Below are 22993 nucleotides of genomic sequence, written 5' to 3' on the forward strand. Positions count from 1 at the left end.
CTCAAGAGGTCATGATTCGGTTCGATCACGTATCCAAGCAGTATTCGGGCACTGCGCGCCCTGCGCTCAATGCCATCAACCTCGAAGTGCTGCGCGGAGAGTTCGTCTTCCTCGTCGGCGCGTCCGGCTCGGGCAAATCGAGCTGCCTTCGGCTGATCCTCAAGGAGGAGAAGCCGACCAAGGGAAAGATCCACGTTCTCGGCCAGGACCTCGGTACGATCTCGAGTCGCAAAGTGCCGTATTTCCGCCGCAACATCGGGGTCGTCTTCCAGGATTTCCGCTTGCTGCCGAACAAGACGGTCTTCGAGAACGTCGCCTTCACCCTCCAGGTCATCGGAAAATCCCGCGGCTTCATCCAGGAAGCTGTGCCTGACGTTCTCAAGATGGTGGGACTCGACGGCAAAGCGTCGCGTCGCCCGCATGAGCTGTCCGGCGGTGAGCAGCAGCGCGTCGCCATCGCCCGTGCCGTGGTGAACAAGCCGCAGGTGCTCCTGGCCGACGAGCCGACCGGCAACCTCGACCCCGCGACCAGCGCAGGGATCATGGCCGTACTCGAACGGATCAATGCCGGCGGGACGACCGTGCTCATGGCGACCCACGAAGCAGGGATCGTCGACCAGATGAAGCGACGCGTCATCGAGTTGGTGAACGGGCAGATCGTGCGCGACGAACGGCACGGAGGCTACGGCTTCACCGCGGCGATCCCGACGGCGCACATCGCGGTCCCCGATGAGCCTGCCGACGCTGTCACACGCAATACGGCTCCGACACGCCTGCCATTGCACCAGGCGACGGGGCCTGTCGAGCCTGTCCAGGCCGAACCCGCCCAGCCCGTACAGATGGCACCGTTCGCGCCGCCCGCGACTACGCCCGTGACTCCGCCCGCGGAGCCCGTCGCACAGGAAGAGCCCGAGCCGCAGTATGAGCCCGCCACGGCATCCGCCGGCCCGTCGCCGAGCGACACCGGGCAGGTCGCTGTGAGCGCGCACTTCGCCGCTCCTCCCACGCAACCCGTCATGCGCCCGCGACTGACCGACCACGAGCTTCCCGAACAGCTGAGCCTTGCCGAGAAGCTGGGCCTGCGGGCCCCCGGCGGCCATGACGACGACCTCGGCGAACAGAATGTGGGGCCGACGAAATGAGGTTCGGACTGATCTGGTCTGAGGTCGTAAGTGGTCTCAGGCGCAACATGTCGATGGTCATCTCCGTCATCCTGGTGACCTTCATCTCGCTCACCTTCGTGGGCGCGGCCGTGCTGCTGCAGATGCAGATCGGCCAGATGAAGACGTACTGGTACGACCGCGCACAGGTCGCGGTGTACATGTGCACGGCGACGGACGCGTGCCCGGGCGGCGAGGCATCGGCAGAGCAGATCGCGGCCGTCAAGACGCAGCTCGGGTCGGCGACCCTGACCCCGTACATCCAAAAGTTCTACTTCGAGAACCACCAGCAGGGCTACGAGCAGTTCAAGAAGCAGTTCAAAGGCAACCCGGTCGCCGACTTCGTCACGCCCGACCTGATTCCGCAGACGTTCTGGGTGAACCTGAAGAACCCATCGCAGTCCGACGTGCTGTCTGAGACGTTGTCATCGCTGGCGGGGGTGCAGAGCGTCGTCGACCAGCGGACGTACCTCGATCAGATCTTCTCCATCCTGAATGCCGCGAGTTACACCGCGATCGGGATAGCCGCGCTGATGCTCGTCGCCGCGGCGTTGCTCATCGCCACGACCATCCGGCTCTCTGCGTTCTCGAGACGCAGGGAACTCGGAATCATGAGACTTGTCGGCGCATCCAATCGCTTCATCCAGACGCCGTTCGTGCTCGAGGGCGTCTTCGCGGCGCTGATCGGCTCGGTGCTCGCGGCCGGCGCAGTGCTGGCGATCGTGCACTTCTTCGTGCGCGGGTTCCTCGTGCACCGCATCGTCTCGATCAACTTCGTGAGTGAAAGCGATGCCCTGGTGGTGGTGCCGATCCTGATACTGGTCGGTGTCGTGCTCGCCGCGATCTCTGCGAACTTCGCCATCACTCGGTACCTCAAGGTCTAGACGCGATAGACTGGCTGGCTCGCTGAAAAAGGCGGGCATCCACCAAGTTTGTTCAGGAGTGCGCTGTGCCCAGGGAACGTGGCCAGAAAGTCGTGGCCACCAATCGTAAAGCCCGCCACGACTACACCATCGAAGACACCTATGAGGCCGGACTGGTCCTCACCGGTACAGAGGTGAAGTCGCTGCGGGCAGGTCGCGCGTCTCTCGTCGACGGGTACGCCTACGTCGACGGGGGCGAGGCGTGGCTCGATGCCGTGCACATCCCGGAGTACGCCGATGGCACCTGGAACAATCACGCTCCGAGGCGCAAGCGCAAACTGCTCCTGCACAAGGCTCAGATCCTGAAGATCCACAACAAGATCAAAGAGGGCGGCTACACGCTCGTGCCGCTGTCGATCTACTTCAGCGACGGGCGCGCGAAGGTCGAAATCGCCGTGGCGAAAGGCAAGCGCGAATACGACAAGCGCCAGGCCCTGCGTGAGCGGCAGGACAAACGCGAAGCCGACCGTGCGATGTCCAGCCGGCGCCACCTGGGGGAGTAATTGCCCGCAGACCGGAATGACGCCAGAGTGGAGACGATGAAAACGGCCCGTCGCATCCCCGTTCCCGGCACCTACAATTTCCGCGACGTCGGAGGATATTCGGCAAGCGGCGGAACCATCCGGTCCGGCAAGCTGTTCCGCTCCGACGGTATCCACGCGCTCGGCGACACAGGCAAAGACGAATTGCGCGAACTCGGAGTCGGGGTCGTGATCGACCTGCGGGACGACTTCGAGGTCGAAGCGATGCCGGACGATCTGGCAGGGCTCGACGTGGAGGTGCTACAGCTTCCCGTCTTCGAGGGGTCCGGCAAATCCCAGGACAGCGTCGGTATCACTCTCGAGGCGCTGTATGAGCGCATCGTGACCCTCCACTCCGATGTGGTGGCGGCGGCTTTGCGCGAGCTCGCGCACTCCGGCGAAAAGGCCGTGCTGATCCACTGCACGGCGGGCAAGGATCGCACCGGAATCGTGGTCGCGCTCGCCCTGCTCGCCGTCGGCGTCGACCGCGAGACCGTGATCGCCGACTACGCGGAATCCGAAGCGAACCTTCGCGGGGCCTGGCTCGACGGGATGCTCGAGCTGATCAAGAGCCACGACGTCGAGATCACGCCGTCACTGCGGATTCTGCTCGGCGGGAGCCCTCCCGATGCCCTCAGGAGCGCGATCGACCTGATCGAGAAGAAGGACGGAAGCGTGCGGCAGTACCTGCTCGATGCGGGTCTCAGTGAGCTCGACCTGGCATCCCTCCGTTCGGTTCTCGTCGAGCCGAGCTAGCTCTGCCGGCTGGCCCGCATCACGACGCGGCGAAGCGTGCGTGCACCTGCACCTGGATGACGATCTCCTCGGGTTTGAGGGTGAGCGAGGCGCTTCCCGAATCCAGGGAGGCACGCGCGAACATGGGTTGGGGTGGCTGGACGGGTGCCGAGCCGTCTCCGAGCATCCCCGGGTCGCTGAGCGCGACCGGACGAACCGTGCTGAGCCCGAGACTTGTCGCGTAGACGGTCGCCTTCGCGACAGCGTTCTCGACCGCGCGCCGGCGCGCTTCCTGCACGAGGGTCTGGCGTCGCGCCTCGGTCAGGCTCCAGGTGACGCCGGAGATGGTGACGCCCTCCAGGAGGGAGACAGCACCGACCCAGTCGGAAAGCGCGGCCAGATCACTGAACGTCACGGCGAGGCCGAGTTCGGCGTGGTAGACGATCGGGAGTTGCTCGCCCGTCTGGCTCCACGGCCGGTCACCTGTGACGCGCAGGTTGTCGGAGGTCCACAAGGTCACCGGCCCCGTCTGCGGGTTGTGCAGGTCGCGGAGCTCGGCCGTCAGCGAGACCTGCCGCTCGGTCGTTCGGCCGAGCACGTCGTTCCTGTCCGGGCCGTCGTAGCCGACAGCAAGCTGCACGGAGCCGCGCTCGGCCGCATGCTTCAACTCGTACTCGCCCTGAACGGTGATGATCGTCTCTGTCATGAAGCGATCGTGGCATAGAAACGGTCCACGGATTGTTGTATGCTGATGAGCTCGCCTTCAGGCGATTGCAGTTCGACAAATCAACAGCGTGTGACAGTGACCCGGCTTGAACAAGCCGTGCATGGGGATGATCGGTTTCGACATTGCCTGCGCAATTGTGAGAAGCGGGTCGAGGATGCAGGGTTATCTCGTTAACGACCTCTGCAAACAATAAGTGCCAATTCAAACAGCACTGTCTCTGCCAAGGCAGACTTCGCCCTCGCGGCGTAAGTTACCCTCCGGCAACTTATAGAGACCGTCAGACCGGGAATGCTCTCTACCTGGATCCTGGCGTTATTTAGAGAGATTGCTTCTGTGTTTCGTCTGAGGGCACAGAGGGACTTCAACTGAGACTGGGCTCGTTGGTTTAGCTGCCAATGGCAAATTCCAGAGCCGAGTAGAACGTTTCCATTGGATATGCCCGTAGAAGGCACATGACCACAGCAGTGGACGGGGGTTCAATTCCCCCCATCTCCACCATTCGGTCGCTGTCACGCGTTGTTTGAGATCCGCGGAATTCCGCGGGAGTTGGGGCCTTTTCCGCTTGCGGAGGAGGCCCCAGTTTTGTCTTGCCCAAGCACCCGTGTGCTTCGTCCACGCTCCAGACGCCCATAGCATTTCGGTTCCCGCAGATTAGAACCCCACGTCTTGCGCGCATGGCGTGGAGGTGTACGTTGGCGACGAAATCGCCCGGAGCCCCCGTGCTCCGGGCTCGCCCAAGGCGCTCGCGCGCAAGATCGGAGTCTTCAGTGAACGACGAACAGAATCGCGACAACCTGGAGCCGCTGTCGGCCGAGGAGTTGGCCGCCGAAGGAGTGACAGCGCTTCCCGACAAGGAGGTCGCGTCCATCCTCGACTTGAACGCGGACCTCAACATCGGTCTTGGACTGGCCGCTCCGGTCGACCTCGGCGTCGCCGCCAACGCGAATGTCGCGGCTCCGATCGAGGCGTCGGCCGGTGCCAACGTGCTGTCGGCGGGATCCACGGCTGTCGCGGGCGCCGATCAGAGCGCCGGCATCCACCAGGGCATCGCCGCGGATGCGGTGGCGAACTCGCAGCAGGCGAGCACCATGGCCCCTGCCGCCGACACCGGCACGCCTGCTCCGGCTCCGGCTCCCGCACCCACCGCGACCCCGGGCTCGATCACGGACGGCAATCTGCTGAACGTCGACGTCAACGCCGCGGCCAACGCCCACATTGCAGCACCGATCAACGGTGCGGTCGCGGCGAACGCGAACGTCGCAGCGCCCATCGACGCCAGCGTCGCCGCCAACATCGGCACGATCGACAGCCAAGCCGCCGCGGTTTCGCACCAGGATGCGGCCATCGACCAGAGCATCACCGGATCCGCGGACGCCACGGCCGGCCAGCAGTCCAGCATTCAGCAGTAACGCGCGGTGACCATCACACCGAACCGGCCGCCGCCGGAGCAGGACGCTCCGGCGGCTGGCGTCGCCGAGCCGGCAGCGGCCATCCCGTCACGGGCGCAGGGCATCGAGCTGATCGGCGCGATGCGCGGCTCGGGCTACCGGGTGCCGCCCTCCCTGGTGCGCCGGAGTGACGGGCAGACGCTGCAGTTGACCCCGCTGCTGTACGCCATCCTGGATGCGGTGGACGGCGAACGCACCCTGCCCGAGATCGCCGCCCGAGCGACCGAGAGCACGGGACGCCTCGTGCGGGCGCAGGACGTATCGTCCCTCGTGGACTCGTCGCTGCGCCCGCTCGGTCTGCTCACCCAGCCGGACGGATCCGAGCCCGAAGTCAAGCGTTCCGACCCCCTGCTGGCGCTTCGCCTGCGCAAGGAGATCACGAATCCGGACGTCACACGCCGGCTCACCGCTCCGTTCGCGCTGCTGTTCAACCCGTTCGTCGTGATCCTGGTGGTCTGCGTCTTCCTGGCGGCGTGCTGGTGGCTGCTGATGGTGGAGGGCCTCGCGGCGGCGACCGCTCACGCATTCCAGGACCCGGGCGTGCTTCTGCTGATCGTCGCTGTCACCGTGCTCTCGGCAGGATTCCATGAGTTCGGGCACGCGGCGGCCGCGCGCTACGGGGGCGCGACGCCCGGCCGGATGGGCATGGGTCTGTACCTGCTCTGGCCGGCCTTCTTCACCGACGTCACCGACTCGTACCGCCTGGGGCGGGCAGGACGGATCCGCACCGACCTCGGCGGCCTCTACTTCAACGCGATCGTCGCCGTCGTGATCGTCGGCGTCTGGTGGGGAACCCACTACGACGCCCTCCTGCTGGTGGTCCTTACCCAGCTGCTGCAGATGGTCCACCAGCTCATCCCGATGGTGCGGTTCGACGGCTACCATGTGCTGGCCGACATCACCGGTGTCCCGGACCTCTTCCAGCGCATCGGCCCCACGCTGGCCGGGCTTCTTCCCTGGCGGTGGGGTCGTCCCGCGTCCCGCACGCTGAAGCCGTGGGCGCGGGCGCTCGTCTGCGCCTGGGTCCTCGTCGTCGTCCCACTGCTCCTCTTCTCGCTGACGATGATGGTGCTGACCCTCCCTCGGGTGATCGCGACAGCGGCCGTCGCGCTCGGCGAGCGCGGCCAGGCTCTCGGCCAGGAGGCCGCACGCGGCGACGTGACGGCCGTACTCGCTCAAGTCGCACTGATGCTGGCGACGGCCGTCCCCATCCTGGCGACCCTCTACATCCTCATCCGACTGGCTAAGACCAGCCTTGTCGCACTGTGGACCAAAACGCGACAGCGCCCCGGACGTCGCGCCGTCGCTGCCGCTCTCGTTCTCGCACTCATCGGTGGCCTGGCGTGGGCCTGGTGGCCGGCGCCGCAGACCTACCGTCCGATCCAGGCCTACGAACGGGGCACGATTTCGGATGTGATCTCGCCCGTCGCCGCCCGCCCGGGCCACCTGACCGCGGGATCCGCCGGGCAGGTGCGAACCATCTGGCCTGCCGGAACCGAGCGACCGACCCCTGACCATCCGCAGCTCGCCATGGTGCTCGTCCCGCGAGACGGTCATGCGCCGTCGTGGGTGTTCCCGTTCTCCAAGCCGCTGCCACCGAAGCCCGGTGACAACCAGGCCCTCGCGGTCAACACCGCCAACGGATCGGTGCTCTACGACGTGGCGTTCGCTCTCGTCTGGGTAGACGGCGGCAGCGCGGCCCTGAACACGAACTCCGCCTACGCGTTCGCCAGCTGCAAGGGATGCACAACCGTCGCAGTCGCCTTCCAGGTCGTTCTGATCGTCGGGGAGTCACGCGTGGTCGTCCCCCAGAACCTCTCCGAGGCCGTGAACTACGGATGCGTCGACTGCCTCACCGCAGCCATCGCCCACCAGCTCGTCCTCACACTGAACGGCCCGCTCAGCGCGGACGGGATGACGCAGCTGAGTCGCCTGTGGGCGCAGATCGTAACGTTCTCCGAGAACCTTCAGGGTCTGCCGCTGTCAGAAGTGCAGGCACGGCTGCTGGACCTCGAGCAGCAGATCAAGGATGTGGTGAAGGCCGACTCCGCCGTGAGCCCGGGAGGGGCGACGTCGTCGACGTCCACGCAGACCCCGGGTCCGGTCCCGGCACCGACGACCGCCCCGTCCAGTGCTCCGGGGACGGAAGGTAGTTCGACTGGTGCCACAGACCAGCCCGGTGCGCCCCCATCGACAGGCTCTCCGACTCAGGTGCCGACAGGCGCACCGACTCCTACACCTGACCAGTCGACGCCCACCCCCACACCGATTGCGACACCATGATGTGAGAGAGTGCCTGGGGCACCGGTGATATTTCGCGAGGCCGCCGAAGTATAAGCTCCGCCGCGGGCGGCGGCGAATTCGTCACTCGCTGTGGGTCTTGGGTTGCTCGTCGGGCTGGAAGCGGTAGCCCATTCCTGGTTCGGTCAGGATGTACCGGGGCCGGCTGGGGTCGGGCTCGAGTTTCTTTCGCAGTTGTGCGATGTAGAGACGGAGGTAGCCGGTGTCGCTCATGTGCTGCGGTCCACGTAACTCGGTGAGCATCGTGCGTTGGGTGATGAGTCTGCGCGGGTTGCGCAGCAGCAGTTCCAGGATCTGCCACTCGGTCGGCGTGAGCCGCACCGGCTCGGATTTCTCGCCGCGTCGTATGGTCACGACCTTGTCGCCGAGGTCGACGGTGACATCGGCGAAACGGATGACCGGCGCGTCTGCGGAGCCGGAGCTTCGGCGGGTGAGGGCGCGGATGCGAGCGAGGAGTTCATCCGTGGCGAACGGTTTGGACACGTAGTCGTCGGCGCCGGCGTCGAGCGCCTCGACCTTGTCGGCTGCATCCGATCTGCCGGAGACGACCAGGATGGGCAGGGTGCTCCAGCCGCGCACCGCGATGATGACTTCTAGCCCGTTCAGTCGAGGCATTCCGAGGTCGAGAACGAGCAGATCGGGGCGTTCAGAGGCCACCAGGTCGAGTGCCTCTTTGCCGTCGCGGGCGACGAGCGGTTCGTAGCCGTGGGCGCGGAGGATGATTCGCAGCGCGCCGAGCATCTGGGGGTCGTCATCCGCGACGATGATCTTCACCGGCGCCCCTTTCTGCGACGGCGTCCGGCGTAGCGGATTCGTCGCCTTCATAGAATGCCTGTGCTGCAGCTGCGATGGGCAGAGAGAGCACCATCGTCAGTCCCCCGGCGGGGGTGTCCTCGGCGACGAGAGCGCCGCCCATGCCCTCGACGAAGCCTTTGGTCAGGGCGAGGCCCAAGCCGATCCCCGCCGTGTTGTCGGTGTCGCCCATCCGCTGGAAGGGGTGGAAGATCTCATCCTTCCGGTCGTCGGGGACGCCCGGCCCGAAATCGGTGACTCGGATCTCGATCTTGCCCCCGAAAGTGCTCGCACTGATGCGGGGCGGCCGGTCGGAGGGCGAGTAGCGGAGTGCATTGGAAAGAAGATTGACCATCGCTCGCTGCAGAAGAACGGCGTCGGCCCGCACCGGGGGCAGCTCGCTCGGAATGTCGACACTGACCTGACCTGGTTCGATCTTCAGTTCGTCGAGCACGGGCGGGATCACGTCGGCGACATCCAGCACGTCCAGGTAGACGGCGAGCACACCCGACTGCACCCGGCTGACGTCGAGCAGATTGGTCAGCAGCGAGGCGAGATTGTTGAGGCTGTCCTCAGCCGTTTCCAGCAGTTCCTCCTGGTCGGGCCCTGAGAGCTTCGTGTCCCTCGAGCGGAGGCTGGTAACCGCGGCGGTCGCGGCAGCGAGCGGGCGTCTCAGGTCGTGACCGACCGCTGCGAGGAGGGCGGTCCTGACGCGGTCTGTGGCCTCAAGCGGGCCCACTTCCTGTGCGACCGTACTGAGATCCGCGTGCTCGAGGGCGGCTTCGACCTGGGCGACGATGACATTGAGAAGGCGTCTGTCGGCGGCCTGCAGGTCGCCTCCGTACAGTTCGAGGACACCCCGTGACCCGACCGGGATGACCGTCGGCTGCGTCGTCTCATCGATGTCCCCGTCTGTGACGGCGACCTCGTCGTCGACGACCAGTCGAACTCCCTGCAGGGCGAAGGCTTCCCGCGTCCGGGAGACCAGCGCCTCCGCTGCGTCGGAGCCACGGATGACCCCGCCGGCGACGTTCGCCAGCAGTTCCGCCTCTGCGGCCGCCCGGGCGGCTGCCCGAGTACGACGTGCCGCCTGGTCGACGACGAGACTGACGAGCACCGCGATGATGACATACAGGCCGAGCGCGAGAAGGTGGGTCGGCTGCTGGATGGTGAGTGTGTTGTAGGGGCTGACGAAGACGAAGTCGAGGGTGAGCCCGGAGAGGACAGCGGCGAACAGTGCCGGCCAGATGCCGCCGACGAGCGCCACGACGACGACGAGGAGCTGGTAGGCGAGCGCCTCCGCCGTCAATGCGTCCGCCTGCCGGATGGAAAGCAACGCCAACGTCAGCAGCGGGCCGGCCACCAAGGCGAGCACGAATCCGGAGATGCGCCGACGGGCGCTCAGTGCTCCCCGGCGACTGAGTCGCGGCAGGCTCCGGCCGCCGGCGGCGGCGTGGGTGACGATGTGGACGTCGATGTCGCCGGATTCGCGGACGACCGTCGAGCCGACTCCGGAGCCGCTCAGCAGCGCGGCGATCCGGTTGCGCCGAGAGACGCCGATGACGAGCTGGGTGGCGTTGCTCGCGCGGGCGAACGCGACAAGCGCCTCGGGGATGTCGGTGCCGACGACCTGGTGGTAGCTGCCGCCGAGCTCCTCGACGAGTCTGCGCTGGGCGAGGAGGGCCGCCGGATCGCTTTCGCGGAGCCCGTCCTGGCTGACGACGTGGACGGCGAGGAGTTCGCCCGCTCCGGACCGTGCGGCCACGCGGGCCCCCCGGCGCAGGAGCGTCTCTCCTTCGCTGCCCCCGGTGAGCGCTACGACGACGCGCTCCCGGGCCTCCCACTTCTGTTCGATTCCGTGCTCCGCCCGGTACTGCTGCAGCGAGCTGTCGACTTCGTCGGCGAGCCAGAGGAGTGTGAGTTCGCGCAGGGCAGTGAGGTTGCCGAGCCGGAAGTAGTTGGAGAGTGCGGCGTCGATGCGGGTGGCGGGGTAGACGTGTCCATCGGCGAGGCGATCCCTCAACGACTGGGGTGCCAGGTCGACGACCTCGATCTGGGTGGCGCTCCGCACGATGGAGTCGGGGATCGTCTCGCGTTGTGCGGCGCCCGTGATCTGCTCCACGACGTCGTTCAGCGATTCGATGTGTTGAATGTTCACCGTCGAGATCACGTCGATCCCGGCGGCGAGGATGGCCTCGACGTCCTGCCAGCGTTTCTCGTTGAGCGAGCCGGGCGCGTTGGTGTGCGCGAGCTCATCGACCAGCGCGAGCTGCGGGTGCCTGGCGAGCACGGCGTCGAGATCCATCTCGGTCAGCGTGATGCCACGGTGCTCGACGGTCGTGCGTGGAATCACTTCCAAGCCGTCGAGGAGCGACGCTGTCGCCTCGCGATCATGGGTCTCGACGACGGCGACGGCGACATCCTTGCCGAGGTCACGCAAGCGATGCCCTTCTTCGAGCATCAGGTACGTCTTACCGACGCCGGGGGCTGCCCCGAGGAGCACCCGGAGTCGGCCGCGCGTCGTCATGAGGTCTCTCCTATTTGCTGCCGGCGGGGTTCATCGTCGCCAGCGCGATGTTGAGCTCGAGAACATTCACGGTCGGCTCGCCGAGGAAGCCGAGATCGCGCTGCTGCGTGTGCTCGTGAATCAGCTTACGGACGGACGCGGCACTGATGCCACGGGCCGTGGCAACGGCATCGGCCTGGAGCAGCGCATACGCGGGCGAGATGTGCGGGTCGAGCCCCGAACCGGATGCGGTCACAGCGTCCGCGGGGATCCGGGCGGCGCTTGCGCCGTCGACCTTCTCGATCGTGGCTTTGCGCTCCACGATGGCCTTCACCAGGTCGGGGTTGTTCGGCCCGAGGTTGCTTCCGCTGGATGCGCCGGCGTCATATCCGGTGCCCGCTGCGGAGGGCCGCGCCTGGAACCACTGCGGCAGCGGGTTGCCCTTCTTGTCGGTGAATGACTGCCCGATCAGGCTCGATCCGACGACCTTTCCCTGGTAAGTGATCGGCGAACCGTTGGCCTGCGCCGGCAGAGCAAGTTGCCCGACCGCCGTGATGACGAGCGGGTAGACGACGCCGAGGGCGACGGTGAGGATGAGCAGGGCGCGCACGGCGACCCAGAACTGCCGACCCGTTCCGCGTAGTGACGCGTTCATGTTGTGTGTCCGTTCCGTTTTCTAGAATCCGGGAATCAGGCTGAGGATGAGGTCGATCAGTTTGATTCCGATGAAGGGGGCGATGATTCCGCCCAGGCCGTAGATGAGCAGGTTGCTTCGCAGGAGCACGGACGCGGAGGCCGGTCGGTACCGCACACCGCGAAGGGCGAGCGGGATCAGGATCACGATGATGAGGGCGTTGAAGATGATCGCCGACAGGATCGCCGATGACGGGGAGTGCAGCTGCATGATGTTGATCGCCTGAAGCCCAGGGAAGACTCCCACGAACATTGCCGGGATGATCGCGAAGTACTTGGCGACGTCGTTCGCGATCGAGAATGTCGTGAGCGCCCCCCGCGTGATGAGAAGCTGCTTGCCGATGCTCACGATGTCGATGAGCTTCGTGGGGTCGGAGTCCAGGTCCACCATGTTGCCGGCCTCCTTCGCGGCCGACGTGCCGGTGTTCATCGCCACGCCGACATCCGCCTGGGCGAGCGCCGGAGCGTCGTTAGTACCGTCACCGGTCATCGCGACAAGGCTTCCGCCCTCCTGCTCTTTCCTGATCAGAGCGAGCTTGTCTTCGGGCGTCGCCTCGGCCAGGAAGTCGTCGACCCCCGCTTCCCTGGCGATCGCGTGCGCGGTGATCGGGTTGTCGCCGGTGATCATGACCGTGCGGATGCCCATCCGACGCATGTCGGCGAACCGCTCGGCCAGCCCCGTCTTGACGATGTCCTTGAGATAGATCACCCCGAGGATGGTCGCCCCTCCGGTCGACGACTTCGTTGCGACTGCGAGCGGCGTGCCGCCGGCGCGGGAAATGTCGGCCACTTTGTTGTCGAGGTCCTCGAGGACAGCGGGGGCGATCGGCCCCGATTCCTGGGCCCAGGCGACGAGCATGGACGCCGCCCCCTTGCGGACCTGACTGCCGTCGGTGAAATCGACCCCGCTCATTCGGGTCTGCGCCGTGAACGGGACGACGTCGCCATCCACGGTGCCGGCGTCGACGAACCCCTGCGTCTCTGCCAGAGCGACAACCGATGAGCCCTCTGGCGTCGGATCACTCAGCGAGGCCAGCGCGGCCGCCTTCACGAGGTCAAACTGTTCGACGCCGTAGACCGGGGTGAACTCGGCCGCCTGGCGGTTGCCATAGGTGATCGTTCCGGTCTTGTCCAGGAGGAGGGTTGTGACGTCGCCTGCCGCTTCGACCGCTCGGCCCGACATGGCGAGCACGTTGTGTTGGACGAGCCGGTCCATGCCGGCGATGCCGATCGCCGAGAGGAGAGCGCCGATCGTGGTCGGGATCAGGCAGACAAGCAGAGCGACGAGCACCGTCACCCCTGGTGCGGCATTCGCGAAGGCGGCGGTCGGGCCGAGCACGAGCACGACGACGACGAAGATGATCGTCAGCGCAGCGAGCAGGATGTTCAGCGCGATCTCGTTCGGCGTCTTCTGCCGGGCCGCCCCCTCGACCAGTCTGATCATCCGGTCGACAAAAGTCTCACCCGGCTTGCTGGTGATGCGCACGATGATCCGGTCGGAGAGCACCCGCGTGCCACCTGTCACGGCGCTCCGGTCGCCGCCGGATTCGCGGACGACCGGGGCCGACTCACCGGTGATCGCCGACTCGTCCACGGAGGCGATGCCACGGATGATGTCGCCGTCGCCCGGGATCAGTTCCCCTGCGGTGACGATGACGACGTCACCGAGGCGGAGGTCCGCCGAGGCGACCTGGACGACCTGTGCGCTCGCGGCGTCCGCATCCGTTTTCTCGTCGTAGTCCGAGACGCGGTTGGCGATGGTGGTCGTGCGAGTTTTGCGCAGGCTGGCGGCCTGGGCCTTGCCGCGGCCTTCCGCGACCGACTCGGCCAGCGTCGCGAAGAGCACGGTCAGCCACAACCAGACGGCGATGGCCCAGGTGAAGGCGAGTGTGACGGGTGACCCACCGGAGGTCTGCGGGCCAAGGAAGGGCTGCGCGATGGCGAGCAGGGTGGTGAGAGCTGCACCGATCTCCACGATGAACATGACGGGGTTGTGCCACATGTCCATCGGGTTGAGCTTGCGGAGTGCGCCGGGCACACCGGCAATCAACTGCCCGACACTGAACGCGCCCTGGGGCGCCTTCTGGCCGGTCTTGTGGCCGCTCTGCGAAGCGGTGGATGTGGATACGGACATTGTCTAGTGAAGCCCTTCCGCCAGGGGACCCAGCGCGAGAACGGGGAAATAGGTGAGCGCGGCGACGATGACGATCGTGCCGACGACAAGGGTGACGAACAGCGGGCGGTGCGTGGGCAATGTGCCCGCGGTGGCCGGCACCTTCTCCTGCCCGGCCAGTGAGCCGGCGAGCGCCACGACGAACACGATCGGGAGGAAGCGACCGAGGAACATTACGGCGCCGAGCGCTGCATTCAGCCACGGGGTGTTCGCCGAGAGCCCCGCGAACGCCGAGCCGTTGTTGTTGGCAGCCGACGTGAACGCGTACAGCACCTCGGAGAAGCCGTGCGGTCCGGGGTTCCAGATCGAAACCTTCGCGATGCTCTGCTCGACGGCGGGAATTGCGAAGCTGAGGCCGGTGCCGAGGAGCACGAGCGTCGGCGTGGCGAGGATGTAGAGGCTCGCGAGTTTGATCTCGCGGGACCCGATCTTCTTGCCGAGGTATTCCGGAGTGCGACCGACCATGAGGCCGGCGAGGAACACCGCGATGACGGCGATGATCAGGATGCCGTAGAGCCCGGACCCGACACCGCCGGGCGCGACCTCGCCAGTCATCATGTTCAGCATCGCGATCATGCCGCCCAGTGGCGTGAAGCTGTCGTGCATCGAATCGACAGCACCGGTCGAGGTCAGCGTCGTGGAGTTGGCGAACAGCGTGGAACCGAGGATTCCGAAGCGCTGTTCCTTGCCTTCCATCGCGGCGCCGGCAGCCTGCGTCGCGGTTCCTCCGGCCTGCAGTTCGAAAAGAGTCATCGAGACCAGGGTGACCAGGTAGATGACCGACATCGCACCGAGGATGGCGTATCCCTGCCGGTTGTCGCCTACCATCTTTCCGAACGTGCGCGGAAGCGCGAACGGGATGAGCAGCAGAAGGAAGATCTCAAGGAGGTTCGTCCATGCCGTCGGGTTCTCGAACGGGTGCGCCGAGTTGACGTTGAAGAAACCGCCACCATTGGTGCCGAGTTCCTTGATCGCCTCCTGCGAGGCGACCGGGCCCCCCGGTATCGTGACTGTCCCACCGGTTATAGAGGTCACGTGCTCGAAGCCGTTGAAGTTCTGCACGGCGCCACCCACGATCAGGATGATCGCGAAGACGACCGATAACGGAAGCAGGATGCGCAGGATCGCGCGGGTCATGTCCACCCAGAAGTTGCCGATCGTACCCGAGCGGTGGCCGGCAAACCCGCGGACGAGCGTGATCGCGACGGCGATGCCCACAGCTGCCGACAGGAAGTTCTGCACCGCGAGGCCTGCGATCTGTACGGTGTACCCCATCGTCGTTTCGGGTGAGTACGACTGCCAGTTGGTGTTCGTCACGAACGAGATCGCGGTATTGAACGACAGCCCCTCCGGAACCGCGGGCAGCCCGAGAGAGTACGGCAGAATCGCCTGGGCGCGCTGCAATCCATAGAGGACGAGCACGCCGAGCACAGAAAAGATGAGGACGCTGCGCAGGTACACGGGCCAACTCTGCTCGACCCCTGAGTCGACACCGATGAGCCGGTAGAATCCACGCTCGACCATCAGATCTCTTCCACTCGTGAACGTCACCGCCATATAGTCGCCGAGCGGGCGATAGCAGAGACCGAGGAGCAGGATGAGCGTGGCCAGCTGGGCCACGAAGAACCAGAACGTCATCTAGAACTTCTCCGGCTTCAGCAGGGCGTACACCAGATACGCGATCGAAGCGACGGCGAGGACCGCCGCGAGCAGGTTGAAGAAGATCACAGCTTCTCCACCCCCCGGCCGACCAGGGCCACGATCGCGGCGAGCGCGAGGATCCCCACAACACAAACGATGTCCAACACCGAAAACGTCTCCATCCGCATTTGAAGGCTCGTCGATCGACGGGCGAAGGAACTGACGCGTGCCAGAACCACGGATTCATGCTCCTCGGGCCGTGGGTGCTGAAGCGCAATCCTCACGGAACCCATACGCCGACCGCCGGGAGTCCTAACGCTTTCCGATCGCGGAGTCGTTAAAGCGGGTATCGCGCCTGGCGCGGGGACAACGCGTCAGCAACGTTGTGAGGCCCTCGATCGAACGTAAGCCGTATCGGTTCAGTATTCGATCGCGTCTCGGATGATCGGGCAGGTCATACAGTGCCCGCCGCCGCGGCCGCGTCCCAGCTCAGCGCCCACGATGGGAATGACCTCAACGCCTGCCTTCTCAAGCAGTCCATTGGTTGACGTGTTTCGGTCGTAGGCGTAGACCACGCCAGGGCGAAGGGCAACCGCGTTGTTTCCGCTGTCCCACTGCTGCCGTTCCGACTCGTAGTTGTCGCCGGCCGTCTCGATCACCAGTAGTTTCGGCAGTCCAAGCGCCTCAGCGACAACGTCGACGAATGGCGTGCTCCCGTGGTCAATCACCCGCACCCCGGTCGGCGTCGCCTCGGGCACGAGGGTGAAGGTGTGCACGTCGTCCATGATCTTCGGATAGAGCGTGACGATATCCCGGTCGGCGAACGTGAACACCGTGTCGAGGTGCATCGCGGAACGCAGCTTCGGCATCCCGGCGACGATCACCTGATCGGCTGCGTCCTGCTTGAACAGAGCTGCGGCGGCTTGGGTGATGGCGTGCCGGGAGGTACGCTCGCTCATCCCGATCAGCACTACTCCGTTACCGACCGGCATCACGTCGCCGCCTTCGAGTGTGGCCTGGCCCCAGTCAGCTTCCGGGTCACCCCACCAGACGGTGGCATCCCGGTAGTCGGTGTGGAACGAGTAGATGGCTTTCATGAGCAGGGTCTCGTCATGCCGAGCGGGCCAGTAAAGCGGGTTGAGGGTTACTCCGCCATAGATCCAACAGGTCGTATCGCGGGTGTAAAGGGTGTTGGGGAGCGGCGGCATGAGGTACTCACGGACCCCGGTGGACTCGCGGGCGAGCACGAGGTAGTCGGTGCGATAGTCCTCCGGCAGGTCGGTGGTGGCCAGGCCGCCGATCAGGTACCGGGCGAGATCGGCTGGCGCCAGCGACTCGAGGTAGGCTCGCGTGCCTTCCATGAGCCCGAGACCTACCTCGCCGGGCACGATCTTCCGATCCAGCAGCCACGACCGCGCGTCGGGGTCAGTGACCGTTTCTGCGAGGAGCTCATGCAGCTCGACCACGTCGACCCCATTGGAGCGCAGGTCGCCGACGAAGGCCGCATGATCTTTGATCGCGTTGTCGACCCACATCACGTCGTCGAACAGCAGGTCGTCCGCGTTGGTGGGGGTGAGTCTGTGATGCGCAAGCCCCGGCGAGCACACCAGGACTTTGCGCAACTGTCCGACTTCGGAGTGGACACCGTATACAGGTGTGGTGGGCGAATCTGTCATCGTTCCTCCTTGAGGTGCTTTCAGATGGTGATCCAGCCGAGTGCCAAAGCAACGATTCCGGTGACGGCTCCGAGGATCGCGATGGCGACGATGATGACTTCGCGCCCCGTGAAGACTCTCCGTCCCTGTTCGCGGCGCGCCATGATGAACAGAACCGTCGCTGGCGCGTAAATGATGAAAGACAGCAGCACGAAGGTCAGACCTGCCGCGAAGATCAAGTAGGCGGTGTATACCGTCGCCAGGATGCCGATCGTCGTGTCGCGGCCCCACCCGCGCGGCGTCTCCCGGTAGGTATTCTTCGTGATCACGAGTTTCAGCGCGTAACAGGCGACCAGGAAGAACGGGATGAGGGTCAACGCGCTGGTGAGGTCGAGAGCCAGGTTGAACGCGTCGTGGGAGAAGTAGGTGATGATCAGGATGACTTGGACGAAGATCGCCGTCATCAGCAGCGCAGGCACCGGGACGTCGGCCTTGTTGGCGCGGGACAGGAAGCGTGGCATGTCGTCGTCTTTCGCGGCGACGAACAGGACCTCGGCCGCCATCAGTGACCAGGCCAGGTACGCACCGAGCACGGACACGATGAGCCCTATGCTGACGAACCAGGCACCCCAGGGTCCGACTGCGGCATTGAGCACCCCACCCATCGACGGTTGCCTCAGCTTCGCGATCTCACCCATCGGCAGTATCCCGTAGGAGACGATGGTGACCGAGGCGAAAATAGCGAACACGCTGAGAAAGCCAAGGATGGTCGCTCGGCCGACGTCAGCGCGCCGCTTGGCGTGCCGTGAGTAGACGCTCGCCCCCTCGACTCCGAGGAACACGAACACAGTGACCAGCATCGTCCCCGTCACCTGGTCGAAGAGCGAGCCTGCATAGTCGGCGCCGCCCCAGTTCTCGGCGAACACTTGCGGCTTCAACGCGAACAAGCAGAGCAGGATGAACACTATGATCGGGACGATCTTCGCGACTGTGACGATCCGGTTGATCACCGCGGCTTCTTTGATGCCCCGCCGGATCAGCAAGAAGAAGCCCCACAAGCCGAGCGAGGAGATTCCGATTGCGAGGATGCTGTCACCTTCACCAAGTGCGGGAACGACAGCACCGATGGTGGACATGATGAAAACCCAGTAGAAGACCAGTCCCATCGCGGCACTCGCCCAGTAGCCGATCGCGGAATAGAACCCGAGGAACTGGCCGAACCCAGCTTTCGCGTACGCGTAGACGCCTGCGTCGAGCTCTGGCTTGCGGTTGGCAAGTGTTTGGAACACGAACGCGAGCATGAGCATCCCGACGCCAGCGATCGACCAGGCAATCAACGACCCCGCGACTCCGGTCTCCTGCGCGAACCGCCGCGGAAGGGTGAAGACGCCCGCCCCGACCATCGAACCGACGACCATGCCGGTCATCGTCAACATCGACAGCTTCACTGTCGGAGCTTGTTGGGGTGGTGCCTGCGTTGCGGTCATCCTGCCCTCCTCGAGTCTGTGCTTCAGACGATGAGATGCTGGTGCAGCACGAAGGGCAAGCGACGCGTGTCAGCTGCTGCCCGATGCGCTTAGCTAACTCCCCCTCGGAGCTCTCGGTCAAGCACATTGCTCACTGTGGCCGCTCGCACACAACATGAGACCTTGTCAGTATTGTCACCGGGTGCTGTGGGGCGTAGGCTCCGCCCATGCGCATCAGCAGAGGTCGCTCACGTTTGGTCACGGTTGCTCTCACCGCCCTCGCTGCGGTGGGGCTCACGATAGGGACGGCGGCGCCGGCGTCCGCCAGCACCTGGCACGAGCTGCGATACGTCGCCCTCGGCGACTCCTACGCCGCGGGGCAGGCCACCGACTGCACGCACACCGCCTCCAGCTACCCCCTCCTGCTTGACCGGCTGCCGAGCATCAAGCTGGTCAGTGACGTCAGTTGCGCCGGAGCGACGACGACCACCGTCACCACCAGTCAAATCGGCGCGTTGAACGTGAGCATCAACCTCGTCACTGTCACCGCGGGCGCCAACGACCTGGACGTCGCCGGACTCGAGGCCGTCTGCGCCGCCAACCCGGCGTCCCTGCCCTGTGCGGCGGCAATCCAGGCGCGCCAAGCCCAGCTGCCCGCCTTGTTTGCGAACCTCGCCGCAATGTATTCCCTCATAGCGACAGCGTCCCCGGAGGCGACGATCCTCGTCACCGGCTACGCGCCACTGGTCTCCACCGGGCCGCTGTACACCGCGGAGCAGGCCCTCAACTCGACCATTCAGGGCGCTGTGACCAGTGTCGCTGCGGCAGGCGCTCACATCCGCTACGTCGCTGTGGCCTTCACCGGCCACACGGTGGACAGCCCACATCCGTGGTTCTTTCTCACGGGTCCCAACATCTTCCACCCGACCTGGCAGGGGAACCTGGTATACGCGGCCGCGATCGCCCGTTCGCTTCTTGCCATCGGCTAGCTGACTGTCGCCGTCACGACTTTCAGGGCCGAAAGTGCGTCTGTTGTGATCTCGGCGAACGTGCGTGTGTCGGCCTCGTCGATCCATTGGGCGAAGCCGACGTGGAACACGGTGATTCCGGACTGCGCAGCAAGACTGGCGGATGGCTCGGTCACCCCGCGCTCTCGCAGCGCCTGCGAGACGGCATCGGACATCCGCGCGAGCTTGATCAGTTCGCGTTCCTGGAGAGCCGGATTCGCCCGAATCACCTGGGCGCGTTTACGCGCCCAGTCGCGGCGCGGTTCGAAGTCGACAGCGACCGCCTGCAGGGCGACGGCGACTGCGTCGAGCGGTGACGCGTCAGCCGGGGCACTGGACACCGCCGAGACGAAGAGGTCGAGCAGGTCGTCCTGACCGAGGAAGAGCACCTCGCGCTTGTCGGTGAAGTGGCGGAAGAAGGTGCGCTCGGTGAGGCCGGCGCGTACTGCGATGTCCGCGACGGTGGTCTGCTCGAAGCCGCGCTCGAGGAAGAGGTCCATTGCGGCGAGCACGAGCCTGCCGCGGGCGTCGGGCTGCCATCTGCTCATGCCCACGATGTTACATGATGACAGTGGCTGACATTAGGTGTAGCGTTGATGACAGCAACTGACATCACTCACTCACGGAGGTCTTCATGCGTATTTTCGTCACCGGCGCGTCCGGCTGGATCGGTTCGGCCGTCACCGCAGAACTCATCGCAAGGGGGCATGAGGTCGTCGGCCTGGCCAGATCGGATGCGTCTGCCGACAAGGTGGCCGCTGCCGGCGCGACAGTGCAGCGCGGCGACATCACCGACCTCGACAGCCTGCGCGCGGGAGCGGACGGTGTCGACGGCATCATCCACACCGCCTTCATCCACGACTTCACCGCAATGGCCAACTCGGTCGCCGTCGACTACGCGGCTGTCGAGTTCTTCGGTGACCTGCTCGCAGGCAGCGGGCGCCCGCTCGTGATCGCCTCGGGCATTCTCGGCGCGGTTTCGGTCGAAACCGACCGGCCGGACCCGGCGACCGCTCCGTCGCCACGGATCCGCACCGAACACACGCTGCTCGGGTTCGCCGACCGCGGCATCCGCTCATCGGCGGTACGGCTGCCCCCGACGGTGCATGGTGACGGCGATCACGGCTTCATGGCCGCCCTGATCGGCATTGACAGGCAGAAGCGGAGCTCCGGTTATGTCGGCGATGGCACCAACCGCTGGCCCGCGGTCCACCGCCTCGATGCGGCACACCTGTTCTGCCTTGCACTCGAGAACGCGCCAGCCGGCTCGGCCCTGCACGCGGTCGACGACGAAGGTGTGCCCCTGCGTGAGATCGCGGCGGTCATCGGGCGACACCTCGACGTGCCGGTGGTGGGGGTGCCTGCAGACGAAGCAGCAGAGCACTTCGGCTGGCTCGGTCCGCTGCTTGCGATCGACAGCCCCGCCTCCAGTGCGATCACTCGTGAGCTCCTGGGCTGGGAGCCGACACACCCGAACCTGATCGACGACCTCGAGGAAGGGCACTACTTCCGCGCGAAGTAGTCGCGATTAAACCGCCACTTCTGGAATCGGCTCCTTGGGGAGTTTGCGCACTTTCGCGCGGCGACGGCGTCGCTCCGGGATCATCGACCGCATCTCCTCGAGCTTTCCGAAGCAGAGCAGCCGGTCGCCGGACTCCAGTTCGACGCCACCCCGCGGGTTCGGAATGACGGTGGCGCCGCGGTGCAGGGTCAGCACGGTGATATCGCGGTCGCCGAGCCCGGAATCACGGATCGTCTTGCCCACGAGGTCGGCGTTGCCGTGCACGAGCAGCTCGGCGACGCCGTAACCCGTCGAGACGCTCAGCCGCTGGCGCACATCGATCTCGGGGAACGCGACCTGGTTGGCGATGAAGTCGATGACCGCGCCGGCCACGTCGAGGCTGGTCGCCCGTTCGATGCCTTCGAGGCCCGGCGACGAGTTCACCTCCATGACCAGCGGACCGTCATTGCCTTCGAGCATGTCGACGCCCGCGACGCGCAGGCCCATGATCTGCGCGGAACGCACTGCAGCCTGCTCGTACGCGGGCGTCAGCTCGACCAGCTCCACGGTGCCGCCACGGTGGACATTGGAGCGGAACTCGTCACCGCTCGCCACGCGCCGCATCGCGGCGACGACCCGGTCGCCTACGACGAGGGCGCGGATGTCTCTCCCGCGGCTCTCCGAGATGAAGCTCTGGATCAGCACGTTCTGCTTCGTCGAATGCAGGGTCTCGATGATCGCCTCCGCGATCTTCACCTCGGGCGCGAGGATGACGCCGATGCCCTGGGTTCCCTCGAGGAGCTTGATGACGACCGGGGCGCCGCCGACGCGCTCGATGGCGAGGCGCACATCCGCGCGGCTGTGTACGAAGGCGGTTGCGGGCATCCCGATGTTGTGCCGGGAGAGGATCTGGGTCGCCCGCAGCTTGTCGCGGGAATTGGTGATGCCGTTGGCCGTGTTCGGGGTGTAGACATCCATCTGCTCGAACTGGCGTACAACAGCCGTGCCGAAGTAGGTGATCGAGTTGCCGATGCGGGGGAGGACCGCGTCATAATCCGAAAGCAGGCGCCCCCGGTACTGGAGGTCGGGTTCGTTGCCGGAAAGGTCGATCGCGAACCGCAGGGTGTCGAGCACTTTCACCTGGTGGCCGCGTTGCTGTGCGGCAGCGCGCAGTCTCTGGGTGGAATACGCCTGAGGGGCGCGCGAGAGGATCGCCAGTTTCATCGTGTGCCCCTGCAAAGATGGTGGTGTGCAAACAGACTTCCATTCAAGCACCATCGCAGGCTGGCGCGAATGGGTGAGCCTTCCCGGCATCGATGTGCCCTGGATCAAGGCGAAACTCGACACCGGCGCACGCAGTTCGGCCCTGCACGCGTTCGACGTCGAAGAACTTCCCGGTGAGGGCGGCGACCGGGTGCGTTTTCATGTGCGGCCGTGGCAGAAGTCGGAGCGCGACTCCGTCGAGGTCGAGTGCCCGGTGCACGATCGACGGCTGGTGCGGAGTTCCTCCGGTCACAGTGAGGAACGCATCGTCGTGCTGCTCGAGGTCGAACTGTTCGGGCGCAGCGTGCTGGCAGAGACGACGCTGAGCAATCGCGACCAGATGGGTTTTCGTATGCTCATCGGCCGGGAAGCGCTGCGGCAGGGGTTCATCGTCGATCCCGGTGAATCGTTCCTTGGTGGACGCGCCCCTCGGCTCATCCGCCGCCGCAATCGCGGTCGGGAGTAGCCGGGCGCAGCCGAG

Annotated in this window: 21 protein-coding genes and 1 other RNA gene; 10 read left to right on the forward strand and 12 right to left on the reverse strand. The window is 65.5% G+C overall.

Features of this window, described 5'->3' with window-relative positions:
* The first annotated feature begins 11 nt into the window (after window positions 1–11).
* From ftsE to ACPPVQ_RS08270, 4 genes are all read left to right on the forward strand, one after another.
* A complete protein-coding gene (ftsE, locus tag ACPPVQ_RS08255) occupies window positions 12–1142 on the forward strand; it encodes a cell division ATP-binding protein FtsE (RefSeq protein WP_426520471.1) in 1131 nt (376 codons plus the stop codon).
* A complete protein-coding gene (gene ftsX, locus ACPPVQ_RS08260) occupies window positions 1139–2044 on the forward strand; it encodes a permease-like cell division protein FtsX (protein ID WP_426520473.1) in 906 nt (301 codons plus the stop codon). Before ftsE ends, ftsX begins: the two co-directional genes overlap by 4 nt.
* A 65-nt stretch (window positions 2045–2109) precedes the next feature.
* Window positions 2110–2586: an SsrA-binding protein SmpB gene (smpB, locus tag ACPPVQ_RS08265; RefSeq protein WP_426520475.1), complete on the forward strand. Its 477-nt coding sequence runs from the start codon at window positions 2110–2112 to the stop codon at window positions 2584–2586.
* Window positions 2587–2622: 36 nt separating this feature from the next.
* The gene (locus ACPPVQ_RS08270) at window positions 2623–3360 is read left to right on the forward strand and encodes a tyrosine-protein phosphatase (protein WP_426520477.1); all 738 of its coding nucleotides are present in this window, start codon (window positions 2623–2625) and stop codon (window positions 3358–3360) included.
* Between the two features lie 19 nt (window positions 3361–3379).
* Here ACPPVQ_RS08270 and ACPPVQ_RS08275 read toward each other — a convergent pair whose 3' ends face one another.
* The gene (locus ACPPVQ_RS08275; RefSeq protein WP_426520479.1) at window positions 3380–4045 is read right to left on the reverse strand and encodes an SIMPL domain-containing protein; all 666 of its coding nucleotides are present in this window, start codon (window positions 4043–4045) and stop codon (window positions 3380–3382) included.
* Window positions 4046–4168: 123 nt separating this feature from the next.
* Here ACPPVQ_RS08275 and ssrA point away from each other — a divergent pair.
* The 3 genes from ssrA to ACPPVQ_RS08290 all read left to right on the forward strand — a co-directional run bounded on the left by ssrA (window position 4169) and on the right by ACPPVQ_RS08290 (window position 7797).
* Window positions 4169–4564, forward strand: a transfer-messenger RNA (tmRNA) gene (ssrA, locus tag ACPPVQ_RS08280).
* A 269-nt stretch (window positions 4565–4833) separates the two neighbouring features.
* The gene (locus ACPPVQ_RS08285; protein WP_426520481.1) at window positions 4834–5475 is read left to right on the forward strand and encodes a peptidoglycan-binding protein; all 642 of its coding nucleotides are present in this window, start codon (window positions 4834–4836) and stop codon (window positions 5473–5475) included.
* Between the two features lie 6 nt (window positions 5476–5481).
* Window positions 5482–7797, forward strand: coding sequence for a hypothetical protein (locus ACPPVQ_RS08290; RefSeq protein WP_426520483.1), 2316 nt, complete (start codon window positions 5482–5484; stop codon window positions 7795–7797).
* Between the two features lie 81 nt (window positions 7798–7878).
* Here the strand turns inward: ACPPVQ_RS08290 and ACPPVQ_RS08295 are convergent, their stop codons facing one another.
* From ACPPVQ_RS08295 to ACPPVQ_RS08335, 9 genes are all read right to left on the reverse strand, one after another.
* Window positions 7879–8589, reverse strand: coding sequence for a response regulator (locus ACPPVQ_RS08295; protein WP_426520485.1), 711 nt, complete (start codon window positions 8587–8589; stop codon window positions 7879–7881).
* Complete coding sequence (locus tag ACPPVQ_RS08300) at window positions 8567–11134, reverse strand: DUF4118 domain-containing protein (RefSeq protein WP_426520487.1); 2568 nt, start codon at window positions 11132–11134, stop codon at window positions 8567–8569. The genes ACPPVQ_RS08295 and ACPPVQ_RS08300 overlap by 23 nt, the downstream gene beginning before the upstream one ends.
* 10 nt (window positions 11135–11144) lie before the next feature.
* On the reverse strand, window positions 11145–11768 hold the full coding sequence (gene kdpC / locus ACPPVQ_RS08305) for a K(+)-transporting ATPase subunit C (protein ID WP_426520489.1): 624 nt from the start codon (window positions 11766–11768) through the stop codon (window positions 11145–11147).
* Between the two features lie 21 nt (window positions 11769–11789).
* Window positions 11790–13940 (reverse strand): potassium-transporting ATPase subunit KdpB, encoded by a 2151-nt coding sequence (gene kdpB / locus ACPPVQ_RS08310; RefSeq protein ID WP_426520491.1) that lies wholly within the window; start codon window positions 13938–13940, stop codon window positions 11790–11792.
* Between the two features lie 3 nt (window positions 13941–13943).
* Window positions 13944–15617, reverse strand: a complete 1674-nt coding sequence (kdpA, locus tag ACPPVQ_RS08315; RefSeq protein WP_426520493.1) for a potassium-transporting ATPase subunit KdpA — start codon at window positions 15615–15617, stop codon at window positions 13944–13946.
* Window positions 15618–15707, reverse strand: a complete 90-nt coding sequence (gene kdpF / locus ACPPVQ_RS08320; protein WP_163288934.1) for a K(+)-transporting ATPase subunit F — start codon at window positions 15705–15707, stop codon at window positions 15618–15620.
* Window positions 15704–15859, reverse strand: coding sequence for a hypothetical protein (locus ACPPVQ_RS08325; RefSeq protein WP_426520496.1), 156 nt, complete (start codon window positions 15857–15859; stop codon window positions 15704–15706). The genes kdpF and ACPPVQ_RS08325 overlap by 4 nt, the downstream gene beginning before the upstream one ends.
* A gap of 180 nt (window positions 15860–16039) precedes the next feature.
* Window positions 16040–17296 (reverse strand): arginine deiminase, encoded by a 1257-nt coding sequence (locus tag ACPPVQ_RS08330; RefSeq protein WP_426520498.1) that lies wholly within the window; start codon window positions 17294–17296, stop codon window positions 16040–16042.
* A 20-nt stretch (window positions 17297–17316) separates the two neighbouring features.
* On the reverse strand, window positions 17317–18762 hold the full coding sequence (locus ACPPVQ_RS08335) for a basic amino acid/polyamine antiporter (protein WP_426520500.1): 1446 nt from the start codon (window positions 18760–18762) through the stop codon (window positions 17317–17319).
* A 206-nt stretch (window positions 18763–18968) separates the two neighbouring features.
* On the opposite strand from ACPPVQ_RS08335, the gene ACPPVQ_RS08340 reads away from it, so the two are divergent.
* Window positions 18969–19730 carry a GDSL-type esterase/lipase family protein gene (locus tag ACPPVQ_RS08340; protein ID WP_426520502.1) on the forward strand — a complete coding sequence of 254 codons (762 nt, stop codon included), beginning with the start codon at window positions 18969–18971 and terminating at the stop codon, window positions 19728–19730.
* Here ACPPVQ_RS08340 and ACPPVQ_RS08345 read toward each other — a convergent pair.
* Window positions 19727–20296 (reverse strand): TetR family transcriptional regulator, encoded by a 570-nt coding sequence (locus ACPPVQ_RS08345; RefSeq protein ID WP_426520504.1) that lies wholly within the window; start codon window positions 20294–20296, stop codon window positions 19727–19729. The genes ACPPVQ_RS08340 and ACPPVQ_RS08345 overlap by 4 nt on opposite strands.
* 86 nt (window positions 20297–20382) lie before the next feature.
* On the opposite strand from ACPPVQ_RS08345, the gene ACPPVQ_RS08350 reads away from it, so the two are divergent.
* Window positions 20383–21270: an SDR family oxidoreductase gene (locus ACPPVQ_RS08350; RefSeq protein WP_426520506.1), complete on the forward strand. Its 888-nt coding sequence runs from the start codon at window positions 20383–20385 to the stop codon at window positions 21268–21270.
* A 6-nt stretch (window positions 21271–21276) separates the two neighbouring features.
* On the opposite strand, the gene rimK is transcribed toward ACPPVQ_RS08350, so the two are convergent.
* The gene (gene rimK / locus ACPPVQ_RS08355) at window positions 21277–22473 is read right to left on the reverse strand and encodes a 30S ribosomal protein S6--L-glutamate ligase (protein WP_426520508.1); all 1197 of its coding nucleotides are present in this window, start codon (window positions 22471–22473) and stop codon (window positions 21277–21279) included.
* A gap of 25 nt (window positions 22474–22498) precedes the next feature.
* Between rimK and ACPPVQ_RS08360 the strand changes: the two genes are divergently transcribed.
* Complete coding sequence (locus tag ACPPVQ_RS08360; protein WP_426520509.1) at window positions 22499–22978, forward strand: ATP-dependent zinc protease; 480 nt, start codon at window positions 22499–22501, stop codon at window positions 22976–22978.
* Window positions 22979–22993 lie beyond the last annotated feature (15 nt).

This window comes from Leifsonia sp. McL0618, assembly GCF_049994905.1.
Taxonomy (GTDB): Bacteria; Actinomycetota; Actinomycetes; order Actinomycetales; family Microbacteriaceae; genus Diaminobutyricibacter.

Bases quoted from the DNA above. Each gene is read 5' to 3' on its own strand.
- ACPPVQ_RS08275 (WP_426520479.1), bottom strand. From the start codon at position 4,045: ATGACAGAGACGATCATCACCGTTCAGGGCGAGTACGAGTTGAAGCAT.
- rimK (WP_426520508.1), bottom strand. From the start codon at position 22,473: ATGAAACTGGCGATCCTCTCGCGCGCCCCTCAGGCGTATTCCACCCAG.
- kdpA (WP_426520493.1), bottom strand. From the start codon at position 15,617: ATGACGTTCTGGTTCTTCGTGGCCCAGCTGGCCACGCTCATCCTGCTC.
- kdpB (WP_426520491.1), bottom strand. From the start codon at position 13,940: ATGTCCGTATCCACATCCACCGCTTCGCAGAGCGGCCACAAGACCGGC.
- ACPPVQ_RS08335 (WP_426520500.1), bottom strand. From the start codon at position 18,762: ATGACCGCAACGCAGGCACCACCCCAACAAGCTCCGACAGTGAAGCTG.
- ftsX (WP_426520473.1), top strand. From the start codon at position 1,139: ATGAGGTTCGGACTGATCTGGTCTGAGGTCGTAAGTGGTCTCAGGCGC.
- ACPPVQ_RS08330 (WP_426520498.1), bottom strand. From the start codon at position 17,296: ATGACAGATTCGCCCACCACACCTGTATACGGTGTCCACTCCGAAGTC.
- ACPPVQ_RS08345 (WP_426520504.1), bottom strand. From the start codon at position 20,296: ATGAGCAGATGGCAGCCCGACGCCCGCGGCAGGCTCGTGCTCGCCGCA.
- ACPPVQ_RS08350 (WP_426520506.1), top strand. From the start codon at position 20,383: ATGCGTATTTTCGTCACCGGCGCGTCCGGCTGGATCGGTTCGGCCGTC.
- ACPPVQ_RS08300 (WP_426520487.1), bottom strand. From the start codon at position 11,134: ATGACGACGCGCGGCCGACTCCGGGTGCTCCTCGGGGCAGCCCCCGGC.
- ACPPVQ_RS08270 (WP_426520477.1), top strand. From the start codon at position 2,623: ATGAAAACGGCCCGTCGCATCCCCGTTCCCGGCACCTACAATTTCCGC.
- kdpC (WP_426520489.1), bottom strand. From the start codon at position 11,768: ATGAACGCGTCACTACGCGGAACGGGTCGGCAGTTCTGGGTCGCCGTG.
- ftsE (WP_426520471.1), top strand. From the start codon at position 12: ATGATTCGGTTCGATCACGTATCCAAGCAGTATTCGGGCACTGCGCGC.
- ACPPVQ_RS08340 (WP_426520502.1), top strand. From the start codon at position 18,969: ATGCGCATCAGCAGAGGTCGCTCACGTTTGGTCACGGTTGCTCTCACC.